This is a genomic window from Pseudomonas sp. NBRC 111123, assembly GCF_001320205.1.
Taxonomy (GTDB): Bacteria; Pseudomonadota; Gammaproteobacteria; order Pseudomonadales; family Pseudomonadaceae; genus Aquipseudomonas; species Aquipseudomonas putida_J.
In genome coordinates, this window is record NZ_BCAZ01000005.1 from 155,724 (window position 1) to 172,482 (window position 16,759).

At 64.9% G+C, this 16,759-nt stretch carries 16 protein-coding genes and 1 tRNA gene; 12 read left to right on the forward strand and 5 right to left on the reverse strand.

Annotated features, from left to right (window positions below; all coding sequences use genetic code 11):
- Window positions 1-26: 26 nt before the first annotated feature.
- Together dctA and APH27_RS05025 are read left to right on the forward strand one after the other, a co-directional pair.
- The gene (gene dctA, locus APH27_RS05020) at window positions 27-1,316 is read left to right on the forward strand and encodes a C4-dicarboxylate transporter DctA (protein WP_027920346.1); all 1,290 of its coding nucleotides are present in this window, start codon (window positions 27-29) and stop codon (window positions 1,314-1,316) included.
- A 119-nt stretch (window positions 1,317-1,435) separates the two neighbouring features.
- Complete coding sequence (locus APH27_RS05025) at window positions 1,436-2,155, forward strand: TorF family putative porin (protein ID WP_060484172.1); 720 nt, start codon at window positions 1,436-1,438, stop codon at window positions 2,153-2,155.
- Here APH27_RS05025 and APH27_RS05030 read toward each other — a convergent pair.
- The gene (locus tag APH27_RS05030; RefSeq protein ID WP_081784335.1) at window positions 2,152-2,409 is read right to left on the reverse strand and encodes an EamA family transporter; all 258 of its coding nucleotides are present in this window, start codon (window positions 2,407-2,409) and stop codon (window positions 2,152-2,154) included. The genes APH27_RS05025 and APH27_RS05030 overlap by 4 nt on opposite strands.
- Before the next feature lie 255 nt (window positions 2,410-2,664).
- Here APH27_RS05030 and APH27_RS05035 point away from each other — a divergent pair, with 255 nt between their 5' ends.
- Complete coding sequence (locus tag APH27_RS05035; RefSeq protein ID WP_060484173.1) at window positions 2,665-3,309, forward strand: cupin domain-containing protein; 645 nt, start codon at window positions 2,665-2,667, stop codon at window positions 3,307-3,309.
- Here the strand turns inward: APH27_RS05035 and APH27_RS05040 are convergent.
- From APH27_RS05040 to APH27_RS05045, 3 genes are all read right to left on the reverse strand, one after another.
- A complete protein-coding gene (locus APH27_RS05040) occupies window positions 3,304-3,831 on the reverse strand; it encodes a helix-turn-helix transcriptional regulator (RefSeq protein WP_027920350.1) in 528 nt (175 codons plus the stop codon). The genes APH27_RS05035 and APH27_RS05040 overlap by 6 nt on opposite strands.
- Entirely contained in the window at window positions 3,828-4,070 is a 243-nt protein-coding gene (locus tag APH27_RS25640) for a DUF4160 domain-containing protein (protein WP_079230521.1), read from the reverse strand. Before APH27_RS25640 ends, APH27_RS05040 begins: the two co-directional genes overlap by 4 nt.
- 108 nt (window positions 4,071-4,178) lie before the next feature.
- The gene (locus APH27_RS05045; RefSeq protein WP_060484174.1) at window positions 4,179-5,066 is read right to left on the reverse strand and encodes a LysR family transcriptional regulator; all 888 of its coding nucleotides are present in this window, start codon (window positions 5,064-5,066) and stop codon (window positions 4,179-4,181) included.
- 141 nt (window positions 5,067-5,207) lie between these two features.
- Between APH27_RS05045 and APH27_RS05050 the strand changes: the two genes are divergently transcribed.
- The 8 genes from APH27_RS05050 to dctM all read left to right on the forward strand — a co-directional run bounded on the left by APH27_RS05050 (window position 5,208) and on the right by dctM (window position 13,866).
- Window positions 5,208-6,047 (forward strand): MaoC family dehydratase N-terminal domain-containing protein, encoded by an 840-nt coding sequence (locus APH27_RS05050; protein WP_060484175.1) that lies wholly within the window; start codon window positions 5,208-5,210, stop codon window positions 6,045-6,047.
- Window positions 6,048-6,068: 21 nt separating this feature from the next.
- The gene (locus APH27_RS05055; RefSeq protein WP_027920353.1) at window positions 6,069-7,232 is read left to right on the forward strand and encodes an acyl-CoA dehydrogenase family protein; all 1,164 of its coding nucleotides are present in this window, start codon (window positions 6,069-6,071) and stop codon (window positions 7,230-7,232) included.
- Between the two features lie 10 nt (window positions 7,233-7,242).
- The gene (locus tag APH27_RS05060; protein WP_060484176.1) at window positions 7,243-8,592 is read left to right on the forward strand and encodes an MmgE/PrpD family protein; all 1,350 of its coding nucleotides are present in this window, start codon (window positions 7,243-7,245) and stop codon (window positions 8,590-8,592) included.
- Between the two features lie 18 nt (window positions 8,593-8,610).
- Window positions 8,611-9,810: a CaiB/BaiF CoA-transferase family protein gene (locus APH27_RS05065; protein ID WP_060484177.1), complete on the forward strand. Its 1,200-nt coding sequence runs from the start codon at window positions 8,611-8,613 to the stop codon at window positions 9,808-9,810.
- The gene (locus tag APH27_RS05070; RefSeq protein ID WP_060484178.1) at window positions 9,807-10,625 is read left to right on the forward strand and encodes a CoA ester lyase; all 819 of its coding nucleotides are present in this window, start codon (window positions 9,807-9,809) and stop codon (window positions 10,623-10,625) included. The genes APH27_RS05065 and APH27_RS05070 overlap by 4 nt, the downstream gene beginning before the upstream one ends.
- Window positions 10,626-10,882: 257 nt before the next feature.
- Window positions 10,883-11,881 carry a TRAP transporter substrate-binding protein gene (locus APH27_RS05075; RefSeq protein WP_060484179.1) on the forward strand — a complete coding sequence of 333 codons (999 nt, stop codon included), beginning with the start codon at window positions 10,883-10,885 and terminating at the stop codon, window positions 11,879-11,881.
- Window positions 11,882-11,950: 69 nt separating this feature from the next.
- The gene (locus APH27_RS05080; RefSeq protein ID WP_027920358.1) at window positions 11,951-12,583 is read left to right on the forward strand and encodes a TRAP transporter small permease; all 633 of its coding nucleotides are present in this window, start codon (window positions 11,951-11,953) and stop codon (window positions 12,581-12,583) included.
- Window positions 12,583-13,866, forward strand: a complete 1,284-nt coding sequence (gene dctM / locus APH27_RS05085) for a C4-dicarboxylate TRAP transporter large permease protein DctM (protein WP_027920359.1) — start codon at window positions 12,583-12,585, stop codon at window positions 13,864-13,866. The genes APH27_RS05080 and dctM overlap by 1 nt, the downstream gene beginning before the upstream one ends.
- 146 nt (window positions 13,867-14,012) lie before the next feature.
- Here dctM and APH27_RS05090 read toward each other — a convergent pair whose 3' ends face one another.
- A complete protein-coding gene (locus APH27_RS05090) occupies window positions 14,013-14,894 on the reverse strand; it encodes a LysR substrate-binding domain-containing protein (RefSeq protein WP_060484180.1) in 882 nt (293 codons plus the stop codon).
- Between the two features lie 802 nt (window positions 14,895-15,696).
- On the opposite strand from APH27_RS05090, the gene APH27_RS26305 reads away from it, so the two are divergent.
- A tRNA-Val gene (locus APH27_RS26305) sits at window positions 15,697-15,776 on the forward strand.
- The last annotated feature ends 983 nt before the right edge of the window (window positions 15,777-16,759 follow it).

The following is a 16,759-nucleotide window of genomic DNA, read 5'->3' on the forward strand; positions in this document are numbered from 1 at the left end:
AATCAACAAGTACAAGGCAGAGCACCATGACAACAACAATCAGCTCGACAAACGACCTGCCGGCCATCCGCCGCAAACCGTTGTACCAGCACCTGTACGTGCAAGTGCTGGCCGCCATCGCCCTGGGTATTCTGCTCGGCCATTTCAGCCCTGGGCTGGGCGAGCAGATGAAGCCACTGGGCGATACCTTCATCAAACTGATCAAGATGCTCATCGCACCGATCATCTTCTGCACGGTGGTCAGTGGCATCGCCGGCATGCAGAGCCTCAAGCGCATCGGCCGCATCGGCTTCAAGGCGCTGGTGTACTTCGAGGTGCTGACCACCATCGCCCTGGTCATCGGCCTGATCGGCGTCAACCTGCTCAAGCCGGGCGTGGGTATGCACATCGACCCGGCCACCCTCGACGCCAGCGCCATCGCCGGCTACAGCAAGGCGGCCCACGACCAGAGCGTGGTCGGCTTCCTGACCCACATCGTGCCGAGCACGGTGTTCGGCGCCTTCAGCGAAGGCGACATCCTTCAGGTGCTATTCATCTCCGTGCTGTTCGCTTTCGGCCTGCAACTGCTCGGCGATGTCGGCAAACCCTTGCTCGACACCCTCGACCTGGTGGCCAAGGCGTTCTTCCGCATGCTCAAGATCGTCATGTACGTGGCGCCGCTGGGGGCGTTCGGCGGCATGGCGTTCACCGTTGGCAAGTACGGCGTGCAGTCGCTAAGTGCTTATGGGCATCTGCTGCTGTGCTACTACCTGACCGGGCTGGTTTTCGTCTTCGTGGTGCTGAACCTGGTTGCCCGCCTGGCCGGCTTCAGCCTCTGGAAGTTCCTCAAGTACATCCGCGAAGAGCTGGTACTGGTACTCGGCACCTCATCTTCCGAGTCAGCGCTGCCGCGACTGATGGGCAAGCTGGAAAAACTCGGCTGCGAGAAATCCACGGTGGGCCTGGTGGTGCCGTCCGGCTACTGCTTCAACCTCGACGGCAGCTGCATCAACATGACCGTGCTGGCGATCTTCATTGCCCAGGCACTGGATATCGATGTGTCGCTCTACCACCAGGTGACCTTGCTGCTGATCCTGCTGCTGACCTCCAAGGGCGCAGCCAGCGTCACCGGCGGCGCCTTCATCACCCTGGCAGCCACGCTCGGCTCGCTGGATGTCATCCCCGCCGCCGGGCTGGTCCTGGTGCTGGGCATCTATCGCTTCATCTCCGAAGGCGGTGCGCTGATCAACGTGATTGGCAATGGCGTCGCCACATTGTTCGTCGCCCGCTGGGACGGCGCACTGGATCGCGAGCAGCTCGAACGCGAGCTGGGTTGAGGGTTTGCACCCCGGCCGTCCGTCCGCGCCTGCCACGCACAGGTACGGGCGGCTGGCCGAGGTGCACTCGGCAAAGGTATGCTTGGCCGCTCAAGAGCAAGCCTTCCAGGACGGTGACCATGATCAGGCCCTTTCTGTTGCTGACCGCGGCACTCCTCTCAAGCCCGGCACTGCACGCGCAACAGATCCAGCGCCAACTGGGCGATTTCGACTTCAAGCTCGGCACCACACCCTCGCGCAGCATGGCCCAAGGGTTGATCTCGCCGAGCGCGGTGGGCGCCTTCCACGGCGGCCTGGACCTCAGCCACCCCAGCGGCTGGTACCTCGGCCAGTACGCACCCAGCGTGGGCGTCACGCCCGATTCCACCCTGCGCCTGGACAGCTATACCGGCTACAAGCATCACTTCGACAGCACCCTGGGCTATGAAGTGGGGCTGATCCACTACAGCCAACCGAACATCGCCGGCCCCGACAGCTACGCCCTGTACGGCGGCATTTCGGTGCTCGGCAGCCGCTTCGGCGGCGCCTGGCGCGACAACCCGGGCAACCGCACCGGCACGCTGTTCGCCGACTTTGGCCAGCTGCCGCTGTTCAATGTCGACCTGACCGTCAAGCTCGCCCACCACCGCCTGGGCACCCCCTTCACCATCGGCGACGGTAGCCAGATCAGCGGGTTTTCCGACTGGTCGCTGGAGCTGTCACGGCCGTGGCTGGGCATCGACCTCAACCTGATCTACAGCAACTCCGACCTCAGCGGCAGCGGCTGCGACGCCTATGCCGGCATCAACACCTATTGCGAAAGCATGGTTACCCTCAAGGCCCAGCGCAGCTTCTTCTAACGTGGCCTGGCCGGCAGCAGCGCCAGCGCCACGCCACCCAGCACCACCAGCGAGGCGAGCAGCAGGCGCAGCGACATCGCTTCGCCGATCAGCAGCACACCACCCAGCGCGGCGATGACCGGCACACTGAGCTGCATCGTCGCCGCCTGTTGGGCACCGACCTGTTTCACCACCCCGTACCACATCGCATAGCCTGCGCCGGAACAGAAACGCCGCCCCGCTGGCCAGGCGCAGCACAGTGAACGACTCGGCATCGATTGCCCCATCGCGCAAGGCCAGGCGGCAGAAGATCGAATTGGCAGCGAAGGCCACAAGGCTGAACAGGGCGGGCCAGTGCCAGGATCGTTTACCGTGGCCGGCGATGGTTGTAGTGCGGGCACTCAGGGTGTTGACACCGCTGAGGTGGAAATTCTTGTTTGTCCGTCGTTGTAGAGCCTTTATCGTTCTTTAACAACAGCTGATCATGGGCGGGCCGCTACAGCCAACCCTGCAACTCCAGGAAAACCGCCATGCTCCCGGACCGCCTGAACGCCGACCTGACCCTGCCCGCCATCATGCACGGTGCCGACCTGCCCTGGCTGGCCAGCCCGCTGCCTGACGTCGAGCGCCGCCCGCTGTTTCGCATCGGTGGCGAAAAGGCCCGCGCCACCAGCCTGGTGCGTTATGCCCCCGGCAGCCATTTCAGCGCCCACCCGCACCCTGGCGGCGAAGAATTTGTGGTACTGGAAGGCGTCTTCGAGGATGAGCGCGGTCGCTACCCGGCTGGCAGTTATGTGCGCAACCCGCCAGGCAGCGCGCACGCGCCGAAGTCCAGCGAGGGTTGCACGATCTTCGTCCGCCTGCAGCAGTTTCACCCCGACGATGACCAGCAGCTGGTCGCAACGGTATCGGCGCAGGGCGACCAGGTGCTGTTTTCGAACGCCTACGAACAGGTGTGTATCAAGCACCTGCAACCCGGCGCCGCTGTTCACCTGGACAACCCGCGCGGCCTTGAATGCCTGCTTTTGCAAGGCAGCCTGGACGGTGCGCAGTTCAGCCTGCAACCTTTGAGCTGGATTCGCCTTCCAGCAGGCACTCCCTTGCACGCTTGCGCCGGCCCGCAGGGCGCACGCCTATGGTGCAAGGACGCCGCGCCTACCCTGGGGCTTTCATGATGAAGCAGTTTTGACGGGAGATACTTTCTCCGCGTGACGATGGATAGTCACGCGTTCGCTGCCTTTTCTGGACTTGGCCTTTCCCGCATACAACGCATCCCAACCCTTCATCGCAAGCGCTACCGTCCTTGGAATGGGCTTCTCTCCACTTCGGTAGTAGGCCAGCATTCGACGACTCAAGCCCAGCTCTTGCGCTGCTCGGTCCAACGTCATCCCGTGTTTTGCCATCCAGTTCCAGAGATGCTCGTGCGAGCACTCGCCAGCCTGTTCCACAGCCCGCGCACGGAGGTTGTCGGCAGCCAGTTCCAGATTGTCGTCGTTGGCCCAGATGACAGTGTCCTTCCACTCCCCTATTGCTGCGGTTGCAAAAACGGCGGGATTCGAGAGTCTGTGCAAGGTCGGATGCCTGGCGATGATTTCGTCCAGTTTCACCGGAAGCTGTTCACCGTCCGCGAAAGTCAACAGCAAGGAACTGGGGGCGAAAACCGCAATGTCTTTCAGCTGGAAATGCCTGTTGGTCATTGATTCAACTCCTTCCATTTGGCAAGCAGTTGAGGTCTGTTCTGCGAGGCCCATTCAATCGCTTCACACAGCTCCCGCCTTGAAACCGCCGAGCCGCCAAAGCCCGTCAGCAGTGACAGATCCTCAATCGCTATCAGTGCCTGGCGACCATCATTGAACCTTACATGAAAATGAGGTGGCGCATGATCATTCGCGTACATGCAAATCGAACAGTCAGACAGCCGATGGATCGTAGGCATAGGAAGAGTATAGAGTGCAATAGTTGCACCGAACAGTAGCACCCTGATTCGCTACGCTCATCTGTGAAAATGTAAGTACTGCTTTCAGCGAAACTCGCCCTGTCAGTATCAAGCTCCAGGCATCAACGTCGCAATCAACGCCCGCACCGTCCCCGGCAACGCCTCCAGTTCACGCACCAGGATGCTCCGCTCGCGCACCGCCCATGGCTCATCCAGGCTGATGGTGACCAGTTCCATGGTCTGGCTGTGCCGCAGCGCAGCCGACTCGGGGATGATGCCAATGCCCACCCCCGCCTCCACCAGCCGGCAGATCGCCTCGAAGCTCGACAGCTGAATGCGCAGCGACAGGTTCAGGCCCATGCGTTCCACATGGTCACGCAGGAAGCTCAACAAGGTGCTGCCGTCGTGCAAACCGATATGCTGGAAGTCCAGGGTCTGCTTCAACGACACCGTCTTGCGGCCTGCCAGCTCATGGCCCGCCGGCACGATCAGCACCAGGCGGTCGGTGCTGAAGTGCATCACCTGCAGGCCGCTGGCCTCCACGGGCCCTGCGATGATGCCCATGTCGCTGCTGCCATCGAGCACACCACGCACGATGTCCCGCGACAGGCGCTCCTGCAGGTCGACAGTCACCCCAGGGCGCTTGGCCATGAAGCCGGCTAGCACTTCGGGCAGGAACTCGGTGACGGCAGTGGTGTTGGCGAAGATGCGGATATGCCCGGCCAGGTCGGTGCCGAACTGGGTGAACTCGGCTTTGAGGTAGTCGACCTGGCGCATGATCAGCCGGGCATGCATCAGCAGCTTGTGCCCCGCCGGGGTCAGCTCCACGCCGCGGCTGTCACGGTAAAGCAGACGCGTGTCGAGCTGGGCTTCCAGCGCCTTGACCCGCGCACTGGCTGCTGCCGGCGAAAGGAACGCCCGACGCGCACCCTGGGTCAGGCTCGGCGACTCGCCGATATGGATGAAAAGCCGCAGGTCTGCCAGGTCGAAATGCATGTGAGGCTCCGGTTGTGGCCCGTGCAGGCCAATACATGGCGTTCAGCATACATGAACGCTGCCTTACACAAATGCAAATTCACAGAATGCCAGGCGCCTCGCATGATCGGCCCATAACAACAAATGCAGAGGCCCATGGTTATGACTGCTTCCCACCCGCCCATCGACTACAGCGCCTGGATCGGCCGCACGGAAGAGGCCGTCGATGAGCTCAGCCGCAACCTGATCAAGCGCATCGCCGCCACCTTCGGTGACACCGCACCCGCCGTCGGCCAACCCCTGCCACCGTTGTGGATGTGGTGTTTCTTCCAGGAGCCGCTGGCCGAAGCGCAACTGGGCGCTGACGGCCACCCGGCACGCGGCGGCTTCCTGCCCCCGGCCGACAACCGCAACCGCATGTGGGCCGGCGGGCGGGTCGAATTCATCGCCCCGCTCAAGGTCGGTGCCGAGGCCCATCGCCTGTCGACCCTCCTGCATATCGAGGAAAAGCAAGGTCGCACCGGCGCCTTGCTGTTCGTCACGGTGCGCCACGACTACTCGCAGCACGGTGAATTATGCGTGCGTGAAGAGCAGGACATCGTCTACCGCGAGCCCAACCCGCCCAGGCTCGACAGCGCCCCGGCCGATGCACCGGCCGACTGGCGCGAAGCGGTAACGCCGACGCCGACCCTGCTGTTCCGTTACTCCGCCGTGACCTTCAACGGCCACCGCATCCACTACGACTTCCCCTACGTCACCGACACAGAAGGCTACGCCGGCCTGGTGGTGCACGGCCCGATGATCGCCACCTTGAACCTGCGCGCGTTCATCCGCGCCAACCCGGGCAAGCAGGTGCGCCATTTCGCCTACCGCGGCGTGCGCCCGCTGACCGTGCCCACGCCATTCGAGGTGGCCGGGCGCATCAGCGCGCCAGGCCAGGCACAGCTGTGGGCCGGCAATGCCGACGGCGTGGCGCAAAGCGCCGACGTGCTTTTCGACTGATACCAGACAGGGAACACCCGCATGCATACGTACGACAGCGATGACCTCAATGCCATCCGCGAAGGCGTGCGCGCCTTGTGCGCCGAATTCGACGCCAGCTACTGGCGCAAGGTCGATGAAGAAAAGGGCTTCCCGGAAGCCTTCGTCAAAGCCATGACCGACGCCGGCTGGCTGTCGGCGATGATCCCGGAAGCCTACGGCGGCTCGGGCCTGGGCCTGGCAGAGGCGTCGGTGATACTCGAAGAGGTGAACGCCTGCGGCGGCAACTCCGGCACCGTGCACGGGCAGATGTACAACATGTTCACCCTGCTGCGCCATGGCAGCGAGGAACAGAAGCGTCACTACCTGCCCAAGCTCGCCACCGGCGAATTGCGCCTGCAGTCGATGGGCGTGACCGAGCCCACCACCGGCACCGATACCACCAAGATCAAGACCACTGCCGTGCGCCAGGGCGACAAATACGTGATCAATGGCCAAAAGGTGTGGATCTCGCGCATCCAGCACTCGGACCTGATGATCCTGCTGGCGCGCACCACGCCGCTGGCTGAGGTGAAGAAAAAATCCGAGGGCATGTCGATCTTCCTGGTCGACCTGCGTGAAGCCATCGGCAACGGCCTGACCGTGCAGCCGATCGCCAACATGGTCAACCACGAGACCAACGAACTGTTCTTCGACAACCTCGAACTGCCCGCCAGCAGCCTGATCGGCGAGGAAGGCAAAGGCTTCCGCTACATCCTTGACGGCCTCAATGCCGAACGCACGCTGATCGCCGCCGAGTGCATCGGCGATGGCCGCTGGTTCGTCGAAAAAGCCAGTGCCTACGCCCGTGACCGCGTGGTGTTCGGCCGCCCGATCGGGCAGAACCAAGGCGTGCAGTTCCCCATCGCCGAGGCCCACATCGAAATCGAGGCCGCCGACCTGATGCGCTGGCGCGCCTGCGCCGAATACGACAGCGGGCAGAACGCCGGGGCCAGCGCCAACATGGCCAAGTACCTGGCAGCCAAGGCCTCGTGGGAAGCGGCCAACGCCTGCCTGCAGACACACGGGGGGTTCGGCTTTGCCTGCGAATACGACGTCGAGCGCAAGTTCCGCGAAACCCGCCTGTACCAGGTGGCGCCGATCTCCACCAACCTGATCCTGTCCTACGTAGCCGAGCACCTGCTCGAGCTGCCGCGCAGCTTCTGAGGGCCTGAGCATGCAGCATACCCAAGCCCTGGCCGGCTTCCTCGCCGACCTGCATTACGCACAGATCCCCGGCCCTGTGCTGGCGCGCACCGAAGACCTGTTCCTCGACTGGCTAGGCTCGGCCCTGGCCAGCCAGGGAGCGCACCCGATCCCGCTGTTCGAGCGCTATGCCGAGCGCATGGGCCCCACCCAAGGCAGCGCCCGCGTGCTGACCAGCGGGCGCACTTCATCGCCCTATTTCGCCGCGTTGGTCAACGGCGCCGCCTCGCACCTGGTGGAGCAAGACGACCTGCACAACAGCTCGGTGCTGCACCCGGCAACGGTGGTGTTCTCCGCCGTGCTGGCGGCCGCCCAGGACCTCGGCAAGTCCGGCCAGGAGCTGCTGCTGGCCGCTGTGGCCGGCTACGAAGCGGGCATCCGCATCGGTGAATTCCTGGGTCGCTCGCATTACCGCATCTTCCACACCACCGCCACCGTCGGCACCCTGGCTGCTGCCATCGGCGTGGGCAAGCTGCTGGGCTTCGACAAGGAGCAGTTCATCAACCTGCTTGGTAGCGCCGGCACCCAGGCCGCCGGGCTCTGGGAGTTCCTGCGCGACGCGGCCGACTCCAAACAGCTGCACACGGCCAAGGCCGCTGCCGATGGCCTGCTCGCCGCTTACCTGACGGCCGATGGCCTGAGCGGTGCACGCAATATCCTAGAAGGTGACCAGGGCCTGGCCGCCGGCATGTCCAGCGACGCCGACCCGGTGCGCCTGAGTGACCGCCTGGGCACGCGCTGGGCGTTGGTGGAAACCTCGTTCAAGTTCCACGCCTCGTGCCGCCACACCCACCCCGCCGCCGACGCGCTGCTGCATCTCATGCAGCGCGAAGGCCTGAGCCACGAGCAGATCGCCAAGGTGGTCACCCGCGTGCACCAGGGTGCCATCGATGTGCTTGGCCGAGTCACCACGCCAACCACCGTGCACCAGGCCAAGTTCTCCATGGGCACCGTGCTGGGCCTGATCGCCGTACATGGCAGCGCCCAACTCATCGAATTCCGCGACCTGGCGCTGACCGACCCACGGGTCGCAGCCTTGCGCGACAAGGTCGAGATGCAGCTGGACCCTGAAGTGGACGCCGCCTACCCGGCCCGCTGGCTGGGCCGGGTCGAGGTCACCTGCAGCGATGGCCGCCACTTCAGCGCCGCCATCGACGAGCCCAAGGGCGACCCCGGCAACACCCTCTCGCGCCCGGAGCTGGAAGCCAAGTTCCAGCGCCTGCTTGCCTATTCCGGCGCCCGCAGCCCAGCCCAGGGCCAGGCCTTGATCGAGCAGGTCTGGCAGCTGCGCGATGCGCGCTCGCTGGCCGCATTGCACTGATGATGAACAGGTGAACCCATGACTCCAACCGCACCCCGCCCGCTGGACGGCATCACCGTCGTCAGCCTGGAACACGCCATCGCCGCGCCCTTCTGCACCCGCCAGCTGGCCGACCTGGGCGCCCGCGTGATCAAGGTCGAACGCCCCGGCAGCGGCGACTTCGCCCGTGGCTACGACCAGCGCGTCGATGGCCTGGCCTCGCACTTCGTGTGGACCAACCGCTCCAAGGAAAGCCTCACCCTCGACCTCAAGCAGGAAGCTGCCGACAGTATCCTCGACGCCCTGCTGGCCAAGGCCGACGTGCTCGTGCAAAACCTCGCACCCGGCGCAGCCGCACGCATGGGCCTGTCATTCGAAAGCCTGCACCAGCGCTTCCCGCGCCTGATCGTCTGCGACATCTCCGGTTACGGCGCAGGTGGCCCGTATGAGAAGAAGAAAGCCTACGACCTGTTGATCCAGAGCGAGGGCGGCTTCCTCTCGGTGACTGGCGGCCCCGGCGACGAGGAAATGGCCAAGGCCGGTTGCTCGATCGCCGACATCGCCGCCGGCATGTACGCCTACACCGGTGTGCTGTCGGCGCTGCTGTTGCGCGACAAGACCGGCCTGGGCAGCCGCATCGATGTGTCGATGCTGGAGAGCCTGGTGGAGTGGATGGGCTACCCGATGTACTACGCCTACAACGGTGCACCGCCACCGCCACGCGCCGGGGCCTCGCACTCGACCATCTATCCCTACGGGCCATTCCCCACCGGCGGTGGCGGCACGATCATGCTCGGCCTGCAGAATGAACGGGAATGGGCGCTGTTCTGCGAGAAGGTGCTGCTGGACCCGGCGCTGGCCAGCGATGACCGCTTCAGTGCCAACTTCAAGCGCTCGGAAAACCGCGAAGTACTGCGCCAGATCATCGTCGAACGGTTTGCCGCCTTGTCGCTCGACGAAGTGGTGGCGCGCCTGGAACACGCCCAGATCGCCAACGCCCGGGTCAACGACATGCACGGCGTGTGGCAGCATCCGCAGCTGCAGGCCCGCGACAGCTGGCACGAGGTGGACAGCCCGGCCGGCAAACTGCCGGCGCTGTTGCCGCCGGGGCGCAATACGGCATTCGCGCCACGCATGGACGCTGTGCCGGGGCTGGGGCAGCACACACGCGGCATCCTCGACGAGCTGGGTTTCACGGCCGAACAGCAGGCCAGCCTGGTGTCGGGGGGCGTGGTATGAACACCGTGCGCTCAGCACTGTTCGTGCCCGGCAGCCGGCCAGAACGTTTCGCCAAAGCGCTGGCGGCGGGCGCCGATGTGGTCATCGTCGACTTCGAGGATGCGGTCGAGGAGCCGCTGAAGCAGCAGGCCCGCGACAACCTGGCGGCGTTTCTGCAGGCCTCACCGCAGGCGTCGGTGTGGGTGCGGGTGAATGCGCCGCAGCATCAGCAGCACGCGGCGGACCTGGCGTTTAGCGCGCAGCAGCCGGGGGTTGCCGGGCTGCTGCTGCCCAAGACGGAGAACGCCGCGCACGTGGCGGTGGCCTGGCAGGGCGGCAAGCCGGTGTGGCCGATCATCGAAAGTGCCAAGGGCTTGTTGGCGCTGGCGCAGATCGCCACGGCAGATGGCGTCGAGCGCTTGTCGTTCGGCAGCCTCGACCTGGCACTGGACCTGGGCTTGAACACCGAGAGCGAGGCGGCCCGGCAGTTTCTCGACCAGGCGCGCATGGCGGTGCAGCTGCATTCGCGGGCGGCGGATCTGGCGCCGCCACTGGACGGGGTGTACCCGGCCATCGCCGATGCCCGAGGGCTGCAGCGGGCCATGCGGCATGCCTATGACATGGGCTATGGCGGGGCGTTGTGCATTCATCCGCAACAGGTGGCGGTAATTCATGCGGCGCTGGCGCCCAGTGCCGAAGAGCTGGCGTGGGCGCGGCGGGTGCTGGCGGCGAACGAGGCGGCCAATGGCGCCGGGGCCTTCCAGCTGGATGGGCAGATGGTCGATGCGCCGGTGGTGTTGCGGGCGCAGCGGTTGCTGGCTCAGCACAAACACTGAACTTTGTAGGAGCGGCCTTGCGTCGCGAAAGGGCTGCGGAGCAGCCCCAGGATTTTGGCTCACCTGGTAGATGGCCGGGGCCGCTTTGCAGCCCTTTCGCGACGCAAGGCCGCTCCTACAGCGATCGCATAGGCTGCACTCGCCGGCGTTCACCGCAGCCGAACGCCGCCTTACACAAATGCTGATTCTCCACACGCACGCCCTTGGTCCATCGTTACCCCCACTCCTCCTACAAAAATAAATCAGAGGTGACACCGATGTTGAAGCTGACCCAGGCGCTGTTCTGCGCCGCTGCAGTGTCCATGGCCGGCCTGGCCCAGGCCGCCGACCCGATCATCATCAAGTTCGCCCACGTGGTGGCCGACAGCACGCCCAAGGGCCAGGGTGCGCTGATGTTCCAGAAGCTCGTTGCCGCCGACCCGCAACTCAAGGACAAGGTCAAGGTCGAGGTCTACCCCAACTCCTCGCTGTTCGGCGATGGCAAGGAAATGGAAGCCCTGCTGCTCGGCGACGTGCAGATGCTGGCGCCCTCGCTGGCCAAATTCGAGCACTACAACAAGCAGGTGCAGATCTTCGACCTGCCGTTCCTGTTCGACGACCTGGCCGCCGTCGACCGCTTCCAGCAAGGCCCGCAGGGCAAGGCACTGCTGACTTCGATGGAAGACAAGGGCATCCGCGGCCTGGCCTACTGGCACAACGGCCTCAAGCAATTGTCGGCGAACAAGAAAGTGATCCTGCCCAAGGATGCCCGCGGCCTGAAGTTCCGCGTGCAGGCCTCCAGCGTGCTTGAGGAGCAGTTCAAGGCGGTCCGCGCCAACCCGCGCAAGATGAGCTTCGCCGAGGTCTACCAGGGCCTGCAGACCGGCACCGTCAACGGCACCGAGAACACCTGGTCGAACTACGAAAGCCAGAAGGTCAACGAAGTGCAGCCGTTCTTCACCGAGACCAACCACGGGCTGATCGACTACATGGTGATCACCAACGCCACGTTCTGGAACGGCCTGCCTGAGGACGTGCGCGGCGAACTGCAGACGATCATGGATGAGGTCACCGTCGAGGTGAACAAGCAGGCCGAAGCGCTCAACCAGACCTCCCGGCAGAAGATCATCGACGCCAAGACCAGCGAGATCGACCCGCTCACCGCCGAGCAACGCCAGCAATGGCGCGAGTCGATGCGCCCGGTGTGGGAGAAGTTCTCCGAGCAGATCGGCGCCGACCTGATCAAGGCCGCTGAGGACGCCAACAAGTCGTCCTGACCCTCCTGCGCCCTGCCCCGGCCACCCTTCCTGCGGGTGGCCCGCCCTCTCTCTGTCTGGAGAATCCTTATGCAATCGCTCAGGCGTGTCTGGGAGCACTTCGAGGAAGGCATGATCGCCTTTCTCCTGGCGGCCATGACCTTGGTGACTTTCATCTACGTGTCACTGAACAACCTCTACACGATGTTCTACACGCTCAGTGACCACTGGGCATTCGCCAGCGACCTGCTGCTGGGCATCGGCGACCACCTCATGGCCTACGCACAGGAGATGACCTGGAGCATCGCCTTGACCAAGGCGCTGTTCGGCTGGCTGATCTTCTTTGGCATTTCCTACGGCGTGCGCACCGCCGGCCACCTCGGCGTCGACGTGCTGGTGCGGCGCACCCGCAAGCCGGTGCAACGGGTGCTGGCAATGATCGCCTGCGCCTGCTGCCTGGCCTACGCCGGGCTGTTCCTGGTGGCGAGCATCAAATGGGTGAGCGCGGTGCTGGTGGCCGGCATCGGCGCCGAGGACCTCGACCGCTACGGCATCAAGGTCGGCCATATCGCGCTGATCGTGCCGCTGGGCTTCGCCCTGGTCATCATCCGCTACCTGGAAATCCTCTACCGCCTGTTCACCCACCGCCAGTACGGCCTGGGCCTGGCCGACGAGGCCGCCGAAGCCAGCAAGCTGGCCAACCCCGGTGAGGAGCACCACTGATGACGGTTATCTGCCTGTTCCTGCTGCTGTTCGTGTTCATGTTCCTCGGTGTGCCGATCGCCATCTCGCTGGGCCTGTCGGGGGCGCTGTCGATCCTGATGTTCAGCCAGGACTCGCTCAGCTCGCTGGCGATCAAGCTGTTCGAGACCTCCGACAGCTACACCTTCCTGGCCATTCCGTTCTTCCTGCTGTCGGGCGCCTTCATGACCACCGGTGGCGTGGCCCAGCGCCTGATCGATTTCGCCAATGCCTGCGTCGGGCATATCCGGGGTGGCCTGGCCATTGCCGCGGTGCTGGCGTGCATGCTGTTCGCCGCGCTGTCGGGTTCGTCGCCGGCCACCGTGGCGGCCGTCGGCTCGATTGCCGTGGCCGGCATGGTGCGCTCCGGCTACCCGCGCGAGTTCGGCGCCGGGATCATCTGCAACGCTGGCACACTGGGCATCCTGATCCCGCCGTCGATCGTCATGGTGGTGTACTCGGCGGCCACCGAGACCTCGGTCGGCAAGCTGTTCATGGCCGGCGTGGTGCCAGGGATCCTGCTTGGCGTGTTCCTGATGATCACCATCTACATCGTTGCCCGCATCAAGAAACTGCCGGCGCAACCACGGGCCAGTTTCGCCGAATGGCTGGGCACCGCCCGGCGTGCGTTCTGGGGCCTGTTGCTGCTGGTGATCATCCTCGGCGGCATCTACAGCGGTATGTTCACCCCTACCGAAGCGGCCGCCGTGGCAGCGGTGTACTCGGCGTTCATCGCGCTGTTCGTCTACAAGGACATGCGCCTGCGTGACTGCCCGAAAGTGCTGCTGGAATCGGGCCGGCTGACCATCATGCTGCTGTTCATCATCGCCAACGCCATGCTCTTCGCCCATGTGCTGACCACCGAGCAGATCCCCCAGCAGATCACCCAGTGGGTGATGTCCGAGGGCCTGACGCCAATCGGTTTCCTGATCATGGTCAACATTGTGCTGCTGGTGGCCGGCAGCTTCATGGAGCCGTCGGCGATCATCCTGATCCTGGCGCCGATCTTCTTCCCGATCGCCATGAAACTGGGCATCGACCCGATTCACCTGGGGATCGTGATGGTGGTGAACATGGAGATTGGGCTGGTGCACCCGCCCGTGGGGCTGAACCTCTTCGTCACCTCGGCGGTCACCGGGCTGACCCTGGGGCAGACGATTCGCGCAGCGCTGCCGTGGCTGTCGATCCTGCTGCTGTTCCTGGTGCTGGTGACCTATGTGCCGTTCATTTCGCTGGCCTTGCCGGAGTGGCTCGGCATGCCTTGACCGCAAGCCCGCACCGCCTTGTAGGAGCGGCCTTGCGTCGCTAAAGGGCTGCGCAGCAGCCCCAGCAATCTCTGCGTTTACACGGAAACCCTGGGGCTGCTGCGCAGCCCTTTCGCGACGCAAGGCCGCTCCTACAAATAAAGCCGTCAGATACCTCCGCCAGCCAGCAGCTGCGACATCACCCCGGCCAGATCCTTGACCATCACATCCGCCGTCGGCTTGTGCACGATGACGATCTCGTAGCTGTCCACTTCCGGCAACCCCTGCGCCGGCCCCAGCACCCGGTGCTCGTCGGTCGCTGCCCGGGGCGGCAGCAGGCTGATGCCCATGCCATCGGCCACCGCCGCCTGGATACCGCTCAGGCTGGAACTGGTGAAGCTGATGCGCCAGCGCCGGCCCATGCCTTCGATGGCACTGATCATGTCCTCGCGGTACAGCCCCCGCGGCGGGAAGGTCACCAGCGGGATCGGGTCCAGCTCGAAGGCCGGCATCCGCGCACTGTCGATCCACTGCAGGCGCTCAGGCCAGCAGGCCACGCCCTCGCGGCTGTTGCGCCGCTGCTTGAGCAGCACCAGGTCGAGCTCGCCGTTGTCATAGGCCTGGCTGAGGTCACGGCACAGGCCGCTGGTGACTTCCAGCTTGACCTGCGGGTGCAAGCGGCTGAACGCCGACAGTGCATTGGTGGTGCGCCCGCCGACAAAATCCTCGGGCACGCCGAGGCGCACGGTGACCCCGACCATGGCCCCGGCCAGGGCTTCGAGCATCTGGTCGTTAAGTGCCAGCATGTGCCGGGCATAACCGAGCAAGGTCTGCCCGGCATCGGTCGGCAGCACGTCGCGGTTGCCGCGCACCAGCAGGCGGTGGCCGACCATGTCTTCGAGGCGGCGCACTTTCTGGCTGATGGTCGACTGGGTCGAGTGCAGGCGCGCGGCGGCCGTGGTGAAGCTGCCGCAATCGGCCACCACGACGACCGCGCGCAACAAGTCGAGGTCGAACAGGGCTCTATTCGATTTAACGCTGATGGACATGTGGGTATTCAACGACTGAATGGCAAGACTGACTTCTAACATGCAAGCCCTGGCCCGGCAATGCAGATAGCTAATCGCCGAGCGCCACCCCTTCGCGTCGCGGGTCGGCACCACCGGCCCATCCGGCGGGCGTGCGCTGGATGATCTGCATGCCACTGGTCATGGTCATCGGTGTGACCTCGTGGCCCCAGGCCGCCAGCTGGCGGATCAGCGCCGGGCTGACCAGCCCAGCCTCCACTTCGGTGCCCGCATTGCGGCTGCCGAAATTGGGCAGGTTGGCTGCCTGTTGCGGATCGAGATGCCAGTCCAGCAGGCCGATCAACGCCTTGTTCACGTAACCGATGATCTGCGAGCCTCCGGGGGAGCCGAGGCTTGCGACCAGTTCGCCAGAGGCGCGTGAAAACACCAGGGTTGGCGCCATCGCCGACAGCGGGCGCTTGCCCGGCTGCACCCGATTGGCCACCGGTTTGCCGTTTTCCGCTGGCAGGAAAGAAAAGTCGGTCAGGTGGTTGTTCAGCAGAAAACCGCCAACCATCAGGTGCGAACCGAAGGCAGATTCCACCGACGTGGTCATGGCCAGGGCCTGGCCGCTGTCGTCCACGGCAGACAGGTGCGAGGTGGAAATCCGCAGTGGCGAACGGTCTGGCGCCAGTGCCAGATTGGCGCCGTGTGGAGTGCCCGGACGGGCGTGCTTCATGCTGTACTCGCCGACCCGCTTGGCGCGCTCGGCGAGGTAGGCCGGGTCGAGCAACGACTTGACCGGTACCGGCACATAGTCGCTGTCGGCCAGGTATTGGGCGCGGTCGGCATAGGCCAGGCGCTCGGCTTCGGCCATCAGGTGCACAGCCTGCGGTGCGGGTTCAAGCCCCGCCACCGAGGCCACCTGGAGGGGTGGCAGGTCGGCCAGGTCGCGCTGCGCCGAGGTGCGCTGCAGGGCATCGAGAATGCCCAGGGTCTGCAGCACAGTCACCCCACCGGACGACGGCGGCGGCATGCCGCAAATGGTCCAGGCCTTGTACGGACCACAGACCGGTTCACGCTCTTTGGCCTGATAACGCTGCAAGTCCTCGAGCGACAACTGCCCGGCATTGGCGTGGTGACGCACTTCAGCGACCATGGCCTTGGCAAGCTCACCGCCGTAGAAGGCATCGACGCCCTGCTGTGCAATGCGCTCAAAGGTCTGCGCGAGCGCAGGGTTGCGCAGGGTCGTGCCGACGGCCAGCGGCTTGCCCCGGTCATCCAGGAAGTAGCGCGCCATGGCCGGTGAGCGGGCAATGAAAGGGTCACCGGCGACCAACGTGTGCAGCCGTTCGGAAACGGCGAAACCATTGCGCGCCAGGGCGATGGCCGGCGCGAACAGGTCCTTCCACGGCAGCTTGCCGTGCTGATCATGGGCCAGTTTCAGCGCCCGCAGCACCCCCGGCACGCCCACCGACCGACCGCCGATCTGCGCTGCACGAAACGGCATTGGCGAGCCATCCGCTTGCAGGAACAGTTTTTCCGTCACCCCTGCCGGCGCGGCTTCGCGGCCATCGAAGGCCTGCACGCGCTGGCCATCCCAGTACAGGATGAATGCACCACCGCCAATACCGCTGGACTGCGGCTCGACCAGGGTCAGCACCATCTGCATGGCGATCGCCGCGTCGATGGCGCTGCCACCGGCGCGCAGCATCGCCCGCCCGGCCTCGCTGGCCAGCGGGTTGGCGGCTGCCACCATGTGCCGGCTGGCGTGCACTGGCTGCAGGCCGCTGCGGTAGCCGGATTCCAGCTCCGGGGGGGGGGGTAGAGGCTGGTCGGCCCAGGTGACGCCAGTGGCGGCGGCCAGGCACAGGGTAGTGATCAGGGTTTTCAGGAATAAAGGGGGG